The following is a 12,093-nucleotide window of genomic DNA, read 5'->3' on the forward strand; positions in this document are numbered from 1 at the left end:
ATCTTAGGAGGAATAGGGAAATCCCTTTCCTCCTTTTTCTATAATTGATGGAGTTTATGAGGGTCTCAAGATTATAGAAAAATACGGCCTAAGCTCAGTGGTACGCATTAATTCGCTGTACATCGAATGCTTACATAATTACTACATAATGTACGAAGGTTCTGGAATAAACATGGGGAGAGGTGATGTAGATGCTCAATATTATTGAGGATACAGTGCGTTTCCCTGAGGCTTTAGAAAAAGGGAGAACTATTACTAGAACGTATAAAACCTATCCCTATCGTGTTTATCAAGCAACCAGTGTTATAAGCGGCATTGATTATGGATTTTCCGACGAGGAAGGTATGTTTTTTAGGAGTACCATTGACACAAAGACGCAAATTGTCAATCCATATGAAGTGAAGGTAAGTGTAACGTTTGGATTTCGTTCAAGGGAATTTGATAAAAGAACAGATGCAACTATTAAATATTCTGTTTTCATGCAGTTTATCAATTACTGACGATAGTAGCCATCAATGAATTTTATATAAAAATGAAAAAAAACAAGTAAAACACTGGGTATTTTACTTGTTTTTATAGTACTTAATTTGTTGATTCTTTACGATGTGCATTTGAATGCACTGTTGAATAATTTCTATTTACCGTTTTTCTTGTTATTGAAAAAAGTGCACATAATAAAGAGACAATAACAATAATACCCCCAAACCAAGCTGTTTGGGAAACAGTTCCGGTTTGTGTTAACACAAAACCGCCAAATCCAGAGCCAATAGAAATTCCTATTTGTAATGCAGAATTATTAAAGCTTTGCTGAATGTCAGATGTAGCAGGGTCTGTTTGTATTAAATAGCTTTGCTGAGGTGGTGCAAGGCTCCAGCTTAATGCTGCCCATATCATCATGACAGGTATGAAAACTATTAGGGAAAATGTAGTGAATGGTACTAAAAATAAAATAACAGCAAACGCACTGATCACGGCGATAATGCTTTTAGGTGCTCCGATTCTATCAGAAAGAATCCCTCCAAATGCTCCGCCGCTTACCGCTGCAATTCCAAACAATAAATAACAAAGGCTGATCCAATTGGCATTAAGATGAAGCTCTGTTTCTAAAAACGGAGTGAAATAGGCATAAAGTGTATAATGTCCTGCTAGCATAAACATCGTGGCAAGATGGGCACTGCCTATTTTGAAACTAGCAACAGCTTTAAGCTGCTGTGTAAGTGGTACAGTGTTTTCACCAGGAATTTTTTCTAAAAAGACAGATATTAGGATGAAGGAACCTATTGATAATATAGCAATACCAAGGAATATGATGCGCCATCCAAAATTAGTGGCAATCAAAATTCCGAGTGGTACACCCATGACAAGTGATGAGCTAATACCCATATAGATAAGTCCTAATGCTTTTGCTCTATGTTCTGGTGACACAACCTTTGCCGCAATGATTAATGATAATACAACAATAAGAGCTGTACTCATCGCAGTAATGATTCTTGCAATCATCATGAAGGTGAAATTGGGACTAATATAAGTCAAAATATTTCCAAGAAAGAATACTGCTAAAGAAGCAAGATATAATTTTTTTCGTTCCATTTTACTTGTTAATACAAGCAACACTGGCCCTGAAATTGCATAGATAAGTGCGAAAATCGAGATTAATTGGCCGGCAGAGCTTATGGAAATATGGAAATCATCAGCGATAGTTGGCAATATACCACCTAAGATTAGTTCAACTAAACCTACAGCAACAGTTGATATTGCTAGGATAATAACTTTTAAATTCATATTTACATCCTTTCTTAAATACATATAATGAATTTTTTTAACAACAAAAAAATCCTGATTACAAAAAATGAATTAAATTCATTTTCTGTAATCAGGATTTTAAGGTTCCTGGTAGAGACCCTCAAGCCATATTCTTGAGGTTATACAGGTAATATTTTTCGTTGTAAGAAGTACCTTAGTAAGTCTACTAGGTTTTCTGTGGATTTTCAAGTCTCATTTTTTGGCATTGTTTATTTTAATGCAGATACAAAGAACAAGTAGTTAAATCTCACTTCAACACAGTAAAGTAACATTCGCTTTTATATTTCTTTCGTTAATCGGAAGAAGAAGTTAATGAAATATAGCTAAAAACATACATATAAGAGAATATATAATCTCATTGTCTTCATACTAAAAATAAAAGTAATAATATGGTGATATCGATATGAATTTTGAAAGATGGTTTCTTATTGGCTTTACAATAATATGTATCATTTCGTTGTTTAAATTTGTGCCAAAGGATAAAAGGCGAGATGCATGGGTGTTATTTTTATTTCTTCAGCTTATCACTTGGCCGGCAGGACTGTTTACTGTTGAAAAGGGTTGGATTGAGTATCCTATACAGCTTCTTCCACAAACAAACACATATAATAAAACTAGCTTCTCCTTTGAATTTTTCTTTTTTCCTGTCGTAGCCATTTTTTTCAGCTTATATTTCCCGCGAAGGAAGAATTGGATGATTATATTATTATATTACGTAGGTATAGCTGGTTTTTTTACTATTCTGGAAGGGTTTTTAGAAAGATATACTGCATTGGTTAATTATAAGGAATGGACGTGGTATTGGTCCTTTATAACTGTCGTGATTTCACTTGTCATAAATGACAGTTGCTATAAATGGTTCAAAAAAGGATTTACAGCAGGTACAAGTGAATGATAAATATATTAATTCTTATCATCTCTTGGTTACTGTCCATTTGTTTATTATGGCTGTTTGTTCCTAGAAAACAACTGAGATATTATGTGATCACTTTCTTATTTTCCTCAACAGTTGCTTGGGCATATGAATATGTACAAGTTTCCTTTGGGCTAATAGAATTTCCTTTTAGAGAGTTTGAGAAGGCTTCAAAAATGAGCTTTTCGCTTCATTATGCAGTCTATCCTACTTTTTGTGTCTTCTATATTTTATATTTTCCAGTCAGCCAAGGGAAAATGAAGAAGTTTTTACATACCTGCCTTTTTAATTTACTATTAGCCTTATATACTTTCCTGTTAAATAAATATAGTTCATTAATTGAATTTAGGCATTGGAACTTTATCTATAGTATTGGCATAAACTTTATCCTTTTATATAGCATAAAAAGGTTTGCTTTTTGGTTTAAAAAAGGATTGAACGAATAAGCTTAGAGCTTTGTACACTAGGCTTATTCTTTATGAAAAACTATAAATTTCCTTTGCGTTCCTTTGAATACAGGAAATATAATAAAAGGATGTAATATCTTTGTTGAGTATATATGTGCTATAAAAGCACAATGTCGTTAAAGGTGGAAAGTTGAATGGTTTTGCAAAAAAGTATATTGGAACAACCTGGTGTATTTCAAAGCTTTTATAAAAATCATCCTGACGGAATAGTATTTTTGGATGAAAATGGACGAATTATGGAAGTTAATGATTCAGCTTTGAATATGCTCGGTTACACAAGGGAAGAGCTGTTTGCGGATTTGGATCAGCTGCTGAATTGGTCGAGCCTCATTTCTGCTGACATTGGTGTTTTTAGAAGAGAAATGGCGATACCTCATAAAAAAGGAAATCTTCTTTATGTTAAATTGACTTGTATGCCTCTGATAGACAATGAAAAAGAATGCGGAAAAATAATCACTTTTGAAAATATTACGCAGTACTTTAAACATCGCAAGGGTGCTTTAAATATCCACGAAATGTTTACACTCATTTCTGAGAAATCTCAGAATATTATATCAGCTTTTACAAATGATGGGGTATTTACGTATATATCTCCGACAGTAAAAGCACTTCTTGGCTATACACAAGAAGAAGTCATAGGACAGCCACAAGTGATTTTTAATCATCCTGATGATTTTAAGAGACTAAAGGATGTTCAAAACACCTATTTTATTGATCAAGATACCGTGCGATTTACAGGGCGCGTTCTTCATAAAGACGGCGAATATCGCTGGTATGAAACAACGGTAGAAATGATTCGTAATGAGTCTGGTGAAATTGTGGAGAAAATATGTGTTGGTCGGGACGTAACAGACCGAATTGAAGCTGAAAAGACCATTTCACACTTAGCTTATCATGATGCTGTTACAGACTTGCCGAACCGCCGTTTATTTAAAAAGGAAGTGGAGAAGCATCTGCAGGAAAGTAAATCTAAAGTCCACTGTTTGATGTTACTTGATTTAGATGGATTTAAGCATGTGAATGATAACTTTGGACATGAAATAGGTGATCTACTCCTAATTGAAGTTGGAAAAAGACTGACAAATGCTGTTGGAGAAGCAGGCTTAGTTGCTCGTTGGGGTGGAGATGAGTTTACAATCATATGTGGAAATATTAAAAACAAAATAAATGTTAACAGTTTAATAGAAAAGATAGAGGATAAGATTGCTAAGCCCATTTTAATTGCAGGAAATCAACTTTTTATTGGTGTCAGCATTGGCTTCGCCTTAACTAAAGAATTTGGCAGCACGATGGAGGAGCTTTTGAAAACAGCAGACGCTGACATGTATCGAACGAAAAATAAACGGAAATAGAAAAAGAACTAAAGGCTGTCGCAGAATGGATAACATGATGCAACAGCCTAATTCTAATTTAAAGACTAAAAAGGAGAAACTATGAATATCATCATAACAAATATACATAAAGAAGAAGCATGGGAAATAAGGCATAAAGTGATGTGGCCAGATAAAGAATTTGAATTTATTAAGCTGGATAATGATGAGTCAGGCATCCATTATGGATTATATAAGGATAACCAAATCGTTTCTGTTCTCTCCTTATTTGTTACCAATAATGAAGGGCAATTTCGGAAGTTTGCTACACTAAGCGAAGAGCAGGGGAATGGTTTTGGAAGTGTACTATTAAACTATGTAATTAAGGAAGGTGTAAACCTAGGTTTAAAAAGGATATGGTGTAATGCCAGAGAACAAAAGGTCGGCTTCTATCAGAAATTTGGCATGCAAGCAACAGGAGAAGGCTTCATGAAAGCAGGCAAAGCATACATAATAATGGAAATGACTTTAAATAACGTATAATCAATTCCTATATAAAGGATATAGCGACATTAGTTGGAATATATATAATAGGGTGATTTGTATGATTGGAGGCGTTGGAATGAAAAAAGAGGATAAGGAGAAGGAAAACAGTAAAATAGATACAGACGATGGCTGGAATAGAGCTGTTTATGGAAGTCCCACAATTGGCGGTTTTATTGTTGTAGCAATTATTATTGCGGTCATCATCTATAATGTCTATTTATAATGTCGTCAATTTATCCCTTTTGATTATATGAGGGGTCTTTTTTTAGAAATGCAACTATTCCTCTATATAAGATAGCACTTTTTGATAGTTTCTCACTCCATTTATAATTGCAGCTAATTATCCAAAGTGGTTATGGTTCCACTTGCGGAGTTCTCAAAAAACCAATTTTTTTACTTAATTACAATCCATGTTGTTAAAAACATTAATATGTTAAAAAAATCGCCAGCCTTGCCGAAATATATAAAAGGGAGTAACACTTGCTGACGATAAAATAGATAGATTCCAATTACAAGAATGAATTCGTCATTAATCGACAAAATATGATAAATTTAGAGTATAATTGTGGAATGATCTCCAGCTTATATAGCGAAAGTTAAAATACTAGTCGTGCGATAGCCAAAAATAAAGTTTAACTTAGGAAAGGTAGCGAAAATGAGTATAATAAAAGATTTTTTGTTGCAAATGACTCTTATGGTTTTACCCATTTTCATATACTTTACAATCATTACAGAAAGGGTTAAACATGATCGAAATAAAACCATTCTGATGACTGTTTTCTGGGGGATTTCCATCCTGTTATGCATGTCCTTTCCGCTGAATTTTGGGCACGATTCAAGATTAGATATTCGTATTATCCCATTATTGTTTGGAGCATTATACGGTGGGTTCGGGCCAGGTGTGTTTCTAGCAGCATTGATTATCCTTTATCGGCTTAATTTTGGGGGCATAAGTATTGGGTTTTACAATACGGTGCTTGTTTTGGCAGTTACTTTACCTGTTATCCTGTTTTATCAAAAATTATTTATGCGCTCACGGAAATATAAAAGGGTTTTGATTGCCGTTTGTCTTTCCTTCTACTATTGTTTTGTTGGAATATCCTTATTAGGTATAATAAAAGGATTTTCCTTCGATGCGATAAAAGTGCAAGTTATTCATATGGTTTTTGTAGTTGGAGTGACTTGGTTTTTTGTAATGCTATATGAAACAATCCGAGAAATTCAGCAGCTTCGTTTAGATATTCAAAATGCAGAAAAATTGCGTGTTATAAGCGAACTGACGAGTGTTTTCGCACATGAAATCAGGAACCCAATGCAAGTTACCAGAGGATTCCTGCAACTACTTGACGACCCTGACATGTCAGAAAGTAAGAAACAGTATATCAAAATATCTATTGAAGAGTTAGATCGAGCGAATGATATCATTAATGAATTTTTAGCCTTTGGAAAACCAACTGTAGATAACAGTACAAAAATTAATGTTGGCCAGCAACTGGAACAGGTAGTGAATATCCTTGAAAACTTTGCTTTGAATTTTGATGTAAAGATAAAAAAAGATATTCATGATAGCTGCTGTATATATGCAAATCCACAAAAACTGAATCAGTCACTAATTAATATATTAAAAAATGCAGTTGAATCTATGCCAAATGGTGGAAGTGTTTGGGTTGCTTGTATGTCTACAGAAGATGGCTATATTAAGGTTATGATAAAGGACGAAGGCATTGGCATGACAAGAAAGCAATTAGATAGTCTTGGTTCACCATTCTATTCCTTGAAGGAAAAAGGAACAGGATTAGGAATGATGGTAAGCTATCAAATAATCCATTCGTTTAAAGGAAAAATCAAAGTGAACAGCAATCAAAATATAGGAACAGAATTCACTATTTTGTTCCCGCAATATCCATGAATTATTAGAAGTTGAAAACAGCTGCTGTGAGCGGCTGTTTTTTTTGTGTAAAGAAGTAACAATCTTTTTATCAAGTCTGGCAGCAACTGACAAGTATAAACAGAGTTTAAAAATGTACAATTTCAAACATAATTTTAGTTAACGGCTCATAAGTATCTTGTAACCGTTTTCATTAATTATGAGGAGGTATTTTATGAGTAAAGTTAATACGTTTTTAGAAGAAAAAGTAATGCCGGTTGCAGCGAAAATTGCAGAGCAAAGACATTTACAAGCATTAAGAGACGGTATTATCCTTGCAATGCCTCTTATTATCATCGGTTCTGTTTTTTTAATTTTGGCTAATTTGCCTTTTCAAGGGTATCTAGATTATTTAACAGAGCATCCGAAGCTTAAAGCAAGCTTGCTTTATCCATACAGGGGAACATTTGAAATCATGGCTTTAGTAGCCACGTTTGGGATTGCCTACAGGTTAGCAGAATCCTATAAAGTCGACCCATTAGCTTCTGGAGCGATTTCTCTTGCTGCCTATTTTGTTGGTACACCGTTTGTTTCATATGTTATTGGTAAAACACCAGAGGGAGTTGATATCGTTGAAACAGCTTATCAAACAGCCCTCTTCACAAGTAAAGGCTTGTTTGTCGGGATGGTTATTGCTGTTTTATGTACAGAAATATACCGGAAAATTCTGCAGAAAAATATCGTAATCACATTACCTGATGGAGTTCCTCCTGCTGTTGGTAAATCCTTCACCGCATTGATACCTGGTTTTTTTGCAATTGTTGTTGTGTGGGTTTTACGTTTATTAGTAGAAAATCTAGGAGACTTTGGCAGCTTGCATAATATTGTAACAGTCCTATTACAAGAACCGCTAACACGAGTTGGAACGAGCTTTTTAGGGACAATTTTTATTTTCTTCCTCATAACGCTGTTATGGACAACAGGATTGCATGGGGCTAGTATAGTTGGTGCAGTGATGACCCCTGTTTGGCTCACTTTAACGAATGAAAATGCCATTTCCTTTGGAGCTGGGGAACCAGTGAAGCATATTGTCACAGATCAATTTAATGACATCATCTTTATTGGAGGATCTGGAACAACCTTAGGCTTAGTATTTGCCATGTTATTTTTTGCAAAAAGCCAACAAATGAAGCAGCTTGGGCGTTTAAGTATAGGACCGGGAATCTTCAATATCAATGAACCAATTACTTTTGGAATGCCGATTGTTCTTAATCCATTAATGATAGTTCCCTTTATATTAACGCCAATAGTGTCTGTAATTATTGCTTATGTATCAATGGATATAGGACTTGTCGCCAAACCGATAGGCATCGTACCACCTTGGACAATGCCACCTATCATACAAGGGTATTTGATTACCGGCAGTATTTCCGGGGCGGTCCTTCAGCTTGTAATCATCCTGCTTTCGTTTATTATTTACTTTCCGTTCTTTAGAATTTGGGATAAACAGAAGGCAGAGGAAGAGAACAGCTTGGTCAATACGGAGAAGGAGTAACATTATAGGAATACTTCGGGGTGCGTGCCAAAATGCCACGCATCTTTTTATTGGATTTTTTTATTATGAAAGTATCAGGCAAACATCTCTAAGCATTGAAACAACGAGACGAGGTTAATATTTTGATACGCCAGATGTATTACAACTTTTTTGTAATTGAGGGAGGAGGAGAGTTAGCACCTAAGCTTTTCCATTAACAGTTGTAAAAATGGGAGAATCATCAGTAGGATTAATTATCTATTCTTCTTAGGTAAAAGTGGAGGGGAATCTAAGTATCCAACTTTAAACGACCGTGATTATGTTCTACTAGTTATGTTATAGCCAAAAATAAAAAGTGAAGGTCAATTATACTTAGTTTATAAAAAATTTACGCACTCATAATACAATAAAAAAATTTCTTACCATTAGAGTAAGAAAAATTATGTTACCAAATCAATGAATACACCAAGATCGGAATTAGAAAAAACCTTACGGGGCAGTATTCCTGAACCTTCCTAATGGTGGGAAAGAGGCAGGTTAATGAAGAAAAGAATACCAAAATGAAGTCGAAATCTTAATTATAAGGATAATGAGAGGGATATATCGTTAAAAAAATGGGAACTATTTTGTTTGCAATTGGTAAAATAATGAATTTAATCGGTATGCCTTATTTATTGGGATATTCAATTACCAAAATTTAAAAATACTCTTTATATTCAGAGTTTATGATAAAAGTTATATTTGCCCCTACAATAAAAAAGCCAAAAAGTAAAATAAGATAATTCTATTGAATTAACGGGGTGGGAGTTCCTTAAATAAAAGGGAAGCCTATTTTTATGACACTATAGGGGCAGTTTTGTGAATAATTCCTTTTGAAAATTGATGCATCAGATTCCTAAGCTTTGATTAGATGATGATTTATTAGCGTTTGTTTTATGTTTTACAATTTTTGTCCTGTGAGATGAGCATCAAATAAGTCTATAATTTCAATGAATCTTTCTGCTTCTCTAAATGTATGGTCCGCTAAAAGTGGGTGGATATTACTTTTTATTCGGCAAGCTTCGATTAAATCCCTAGCTGTCTTCTTGAAGTCCCTTAAAGAAGCTACAGATATTCTATTCTGATTCAAAAATTGGTCTAAGATTGGCACTGTCTCTGACTGGGGTCTCATGGAATCTAAATCGATTGCCTGAAATACTAACTGGTCAAAATCGTGGCTAAACTCATTCGCTTGTTGTACTAACTTTCTCTCTGATGGGTCTAAAAGGTGTCCGATGAATTTAGCGTGGTCGGCCATAATTCTCAAAAAGAACACATTCTCTTGAATGATTTTATCCGGTTCAGGGGTGAGCTTTCCATCATTAAGTTCTTTAAGCCTATTCGCAAAAAAAGCCGCTTCTCTGCTAATATGGTCTACTAACAATGGGAAGTTATTTGTCCGAATTTCACATCTTAAAGTTAGCCCTAGAACTTTCCTTTTGTACCCCCAAATGTCAACTGCTGCTTGATAAACCTCACTGTTAAATGCTTGAATTTGACGAATATCAGAGTTGACAGAAAATCTTGCTAATTTTTCCTCTATTCGTTCAAAACGTGCAATAAATTGTTTCGCTTCTTCTATCAATTGTTGTTGTTCATATGTAAATCCAAGGCTTAAAAACAAAGCATGTTCCTTCATGATCCTTGACCAAAACTGTATTTCGTCCAATGATCTAGCGACAATAGGGTTAGCCATGGTATTCACCTCTTTTTAGACTTTATCAAATGATATGTGGAAGAATACCTGTCCTATTCTTAATTTTTTAATATTTAACCTGGGAAATGTACCTGTTCCCATACTGAAAACGGAAGTTAAGATTCTCAGCACCGATTGTTAGTTGGAAGTTGTTCTCCTTGTAAGAGTCTTGGTATATTAGCTTAGTTGGGAGAGCATCTAGCTTACAATCAGAGGGAATGGCGGTTCGATTCGAACGTCGATGTAGCTAAATTGGAAATGTAATGTCGTGCAATCAGGTTTGGGGTTCAAGTCCGTTCTAATTCTCTCCTGTCCAAAAAGCATGGTGTTAATCGTGTTCACGTTCACATTAAACTACATTAATTTGTACTATACTTAATGAAATATAGAACGGAAATGCGGTCTTTTTTATGCAGAATTTTTTAGAAAACCCTTTATTTATATATTGTAAAGGTGTGTAGAGTACAAATTTTTGAAACACTACACTTAAACAATCAAGGGTTACGATATATAAAAGGAAAGCTATTTTCTTATGTTTCAATAGTGGCAGCATTCCTGTTATAACTGAAAATGTGGTTTGATTAAAAACACTTTAAATGGACTTACTTCATAACGCAAATATATTCATTTTGACCGCTAAACTAATTGCGGTCTTTTTTACAAAACTTATTATTGACAATATACCTATAGGGGTATATTATAAAGCTTGTAAGTGAAAATATTTCATTTGCTGATACTTTATCAATGAAATCCTGATATAAAAATGCTAAAAATTTAAATACTAATAATAAAATGCATCAATGCATGATTATTTATTATGAAAAGGGAGGAAAAAAATGGATTATAATGAACAAATAAAAAATAGAGTTAAACGAATAGAAGGACAATTAAGAGGAATTTTAAAAATGATGGAAGATAATAAAGATTGCAAAGAGGTAATTACACAATTATCTGCATCAAGAACTGGAATTGACCGAACGATAGGACTAATTGTTAGCTCAAATTTGATTGAATGTGTTAGGGAAGCTGATAAAAATGGCGAGAATACAGAGGAATTAGTAAAAGAAGCTGTAAACTTACTTGTAAAAAGTAGATAAAAAAGAGTCGATACCTTCTCTTTTTTTAATTGGTATTATACCCATAGGGGTAAAGGTATAATGAAAGGTGGTATCTATTGAAAATTGACAAATTGTTAGATGGAAAGGATTAGCATATCCGTTGCCAATTGTAAAAACAAAGAAGGCAATGATGGAATTAGAAACTGGTAAAATACTAGAAATTCATACTACTGATATAGGGGAATAAATGATCTTTCTGTGTTGTGATGAAAATGGTATATGAAAGTTTTGGATTAAAGTATGTTAATTTTTTTTGCTATTTATAATACCCATACGGGTAATGGTTATATTTTATACTGGAGGTAACAACATGACTGAAAAGAAAAAAACAACCATAGTATTATTTAGTGGTGATTATGATAAAGCAATGGCGGCGTATATTATAGCTAATGGTGCTGCAGCTTATGATCATGAGGTAACTATTTTCCACACTTTTTGGGGGTTAAATGCCTTACGTAAGGAAGAAGATATTGCGGTGAAAAAAGGATTTATGGAAAGAATGTTTGGCAAGATGATGCCTAGAGGTGCTGATAAAATGGGGCTATCCAAAATGAACTTTGCTGGAATGGGCCCTAAGCTGATTAAGGATATTATGAAAAAGCATAACGCTATGCCTTTACCACAATTAATTGATTTGGCTAAAGAACAAGATGTAAAACTTGTAGCTTGCACCATGACAATGGATTTATTAGGACTAAAACAAGAAGAGTTATTAGGTAATATAGAATATGCAGGTGTAGCTGCTTATTTAGCGGATGCTGAGAATGGAAATGTTAATCTATTTATCTAACGAAGTAAAA

12 protein-coding genes, 1 pseudogene and 1 riboswitch are annotated in these 12,093 nt (G+C 34.1%); of the genes and pseudogenes, 11 read left to right on the plus strand and 2 right to left on the minus strand.

The annotated features are described in order from the left end of the window. Positions 1-191: 191 nt before the first annotated feature. The gene (locus NQZ71_RS19940; protein WP_317012188.1) at positions 192-500 is read left to right on the plus strand and encodes a hypothetical protein; all 309 of its coding nucleotides are present in this window, start codon (positions 192-194) and stop codon (positions 498-500) included. Between the two features lie 82 nt (positions 501-582). On the opposite strand, the gene NQZ71_RS19945 is transcribed toward NQZ71_RS19940, so the two are convergent. Beyond that, entirely contained in the window at positions 583-1,782 is a 1,200-nt protein-coding gene (locus NQZ71_RS19945; protein ID WP_317012189.1) for an MFS transporter, read from the minus strand. Between the two features lie 68 nt (positions 1,783-1,850). Further along, positions 1,851-1,950, minus strand: a riboswitch (purine riboswitch). Between the two features lie 256 nt (positions 1,951-2,206). Between NQZ71_RS19945 and NQZ71_RS19950 the strand changes: the two genes are divergently transcribed. The 7 genes from NQZ71_RS19950 (at position 2,207) to celB (ending at position 8,461) form a co-directional block, all read left to right on the plus strand. Further along, on the plus strand, positions 2,207-2,698 hold the full coding sequence (locus NQZ71_RS19950) for a CBO0543 family protein (RefSeq protein WP_275007228.1): 492 nt from the start codon (positions 2,207-2,209) through the stop codon (positions 2,696-2,698). Beyond that, positions 2,695-3,162 carry a CBO0543 family protein gene (locus NQZ71_RS26210; protein ID WP_394374146.1) on the plus strand — a complete coding sequence of 156 codons (468 nt, stop codon included), beginning with the start codon at positions 2,695-2,697 and terminating at the stop codon, positions 3,160-3,162. Before NQZ71_RS19950 ends, NQZ71_RS26210 begins: the two co-directional genes overlap by 4 nt. A 155-nt stretch (positions 3,163-3,317) precedes the next feature. Then, positions 3,318-4,535, plus strand: a complete 1,218-nt coding sequence (locus NQZ71_RS19955) for a diguanylate cyclase domain-containing protein (RefSeq protein ID WP_317012191.1) — start codon at positions 3,318-3,320, stop codon at positions 4,533-4,535. 81 nt (positions 4,536-4,616) lie between these two features. Further along, a complete protein-coding gene (locus tag NQZ71_RS19960; protein WP_144454614.1) occupies positions 4,617-5,036 on the plus strand; it encodes a GNAT family N-acetyltransferase in 420 nt (139 codons plus the stop codon). A 79-nt stretch (positions 5,037-5,115) separates the two neighbouring features. Next, positions 5,116-5,262 carry a hypothetical protein gene (locus tag NQZ71_RS19965; protein WP_186304003.1) on the plus strand — a complete coding sequence of 49 codons (147 nt, stop codon included), beginning with the start codon at positions 5,116-5,118 and terminating at the stop codon, positions 5,260-5,262. Positions 5,263-5,694: 432 nt separating this feature from the next. Further along, positions 5,695-6,948, plus strand: coding sequence for an ATP-binding protein (locus tag NQZ71_RS19970; RefSeq protein ID WP_144454613.1), 1,254 nt, complete (start codon positions 5,695-5,697; stop codon positions 6,946-6,948). Between the two features lie 193 nt (positions 6,949-7,141). Then, positions 7,142-8,461, plus strand: coding sequence for a PTS cellobiose transporter subunit IIC (gene celB / locus NQZ71_RS19975; RefSeq protein WP_317012193.1), 1,320 nt, complete (start codon positions 7,142-7,144; stop codon positions 8,459-8,461). A 919-nt stretch (positions 8,462-9,380) separates the two neighbouring features. On the opposite strand, the gene NQZ71_RS19980 is transcribed toward celB, so the two are convergent. Continuing rightward, entirely contained in the window at positions 9,381-10,175 is a 795-nt protein-coding gene (locus NQZ71_RS19980) for a DUF2935 domain-containing protein (protein ID WP_144454611.1), read from the minus strand. A gap of 836 nt (positions 10,176-11,011) precedes the next feature. Between NQZ71_RS19980 and NQZ71_RS19985 the strand changes: the two genes are divergently transcribed. The 3 genes and pseudogenes from NQZ71_RS19985 to NQZ71_RS19990 all read left to right on the plus strand — a co-directional run bounded on the left by NQZ71_RS19985 (position 11,012) and on the right by NQZ71_RS19990 (position 12,083). Then, positions 11,012-11,272: a metal-sensitive transcriptional regulator gene (locus NQZ71_RS19985; RefSeq protein ID WP_144454610.1), complete on the plus strand. Its 261-nt coding sequence runs from the start codon at positions 11,012-11,014 to the stop codon at positions 11,270-11,272. 77 nt (positions 11,273-11,349) lie between these two features. Continuing rightward, positions 11,350-11,474, plus strand: a pseudogene (locus tag NQZ71_RS26215) (sulfurtransferase TusA family protein); the annotation flags it as partial. A gap of 129 nt (positions 11,475-11,603) precedes the next feature. Continuing rightward, positions 11,604-12,083 carry a DsrE/DsrF/DrsH-like family protein gene (locus tag NQZ71_RS19990; RefSeq protein ID WP_144454608.1) on the plus strand — a complete coding sequence of 160 codons (480 nt, stop codon included), beginning with the start codon at positions 11,604-11,606 and terminating at the stop codon, positions 12,081-12,083. The last annotated feature ends 10 nt before the right edge of the window (positions 12,084-12,093 follow it).

The organism is Niallia taxi (genome assembly GCF_032818155.1).
In the GTDB taxonomy this organism is placed as follows: Bacteria; Bacillota; Bacilli; order Bacillales; family Cytobacillaceae; genus Niallia; species Niallia taxi_A.

What these genes read in the sequence shown, in the direction of transcription:
- NQZ71_RS19940 (WP_317012188.1), top strand. Translation starts at nt 192, where the DNA reads ATGCTCAATATTATTGAGGATACAGTGCGTTTCCCTGAGGCTTTAGAA.
- NQZ71_RS19945 (WP_317012189.1), bottom strand. Translation starts at nt 1,782, where the DNA reads ATGAATTTAAAAGTTATTATCCTAGCAATATCAACTGTTGCTGTAGGT.
- NQZ71_RS19950 (WP_275007228.1), top strand. Translation starts at nt 2,207, where the DNA reads ATGAATTTTGAAAGATGGTTTCTTATTGGCTTTACAATAATATGTATC.
- NQZ71_RS26210 (WP_394374146.1), top strand. Translation starts at nt 2,695, where the DNA reads ATGATAAATATATTAATTCTTATCATCTCTTGGTTACTGTCCATTTGT.
- NQZ71_RS19955 (WP_317012191.1), top strand. Translation starts at nt 3,318, where the DNA reads ATGGTTTTGCAAAAAAGTATATTGGAACAACCTGGTGTATTTCAAAGC.
- NQZ71_RS19960 (WP_144454614.1), top strand. Translation starts at nt 4,617, where the DNA reads ATGAATATCATCATAACAAATATACATAAAGAAGAAGCATGGGAAATA.
- NQZ71_RS19965 (WP_186304003.1), top strand. Translation starts at nt 5,116, where the DNA reads ATGAAAAAAGAGGATAAGGAGAAGGAAAACAGTAAAATAGATACAGAC.
- NQZ71_RS19970 (WP_144454613.1), top strand. Translation starts at nt 5,695, where the DNA reads ATGAGTATAATAAAAGATTTTTTGTTGCAAATGACTCTTATGGTTTTA.
- celB (WP_317012193.1), top strand. Translation starts at nt 7,142, where the DNA reads ATGAGTAAAGTTAATACGTTTTTAGAAGAAAAAGTAATGCCGGTTGCA.
- NQZ71_RS19980 (WP_144454611.1), bottom strand. Translation starts at nt 10,175, where the DNA reads ATGGCTAACCCTATTGTCGCTAGATCATTGGACGAAATACAGTTTTGG.
- NQZ71_RS19985 (WP_144454610.1), top strand. Translation starts at nt 11,012, where the DNA reads ATGGATTATAATGAACAAATAAAAAATAGAGTTAAACGAATAGAAGGA.
- NQZ71_RS19990 (WP_144454608.1), top strand. Translation starts at nt 11,604, where the DNA reads ATGACTGAAAAGAAAAAAACAACCATAGTATTATTTAGTGGTGATTAT.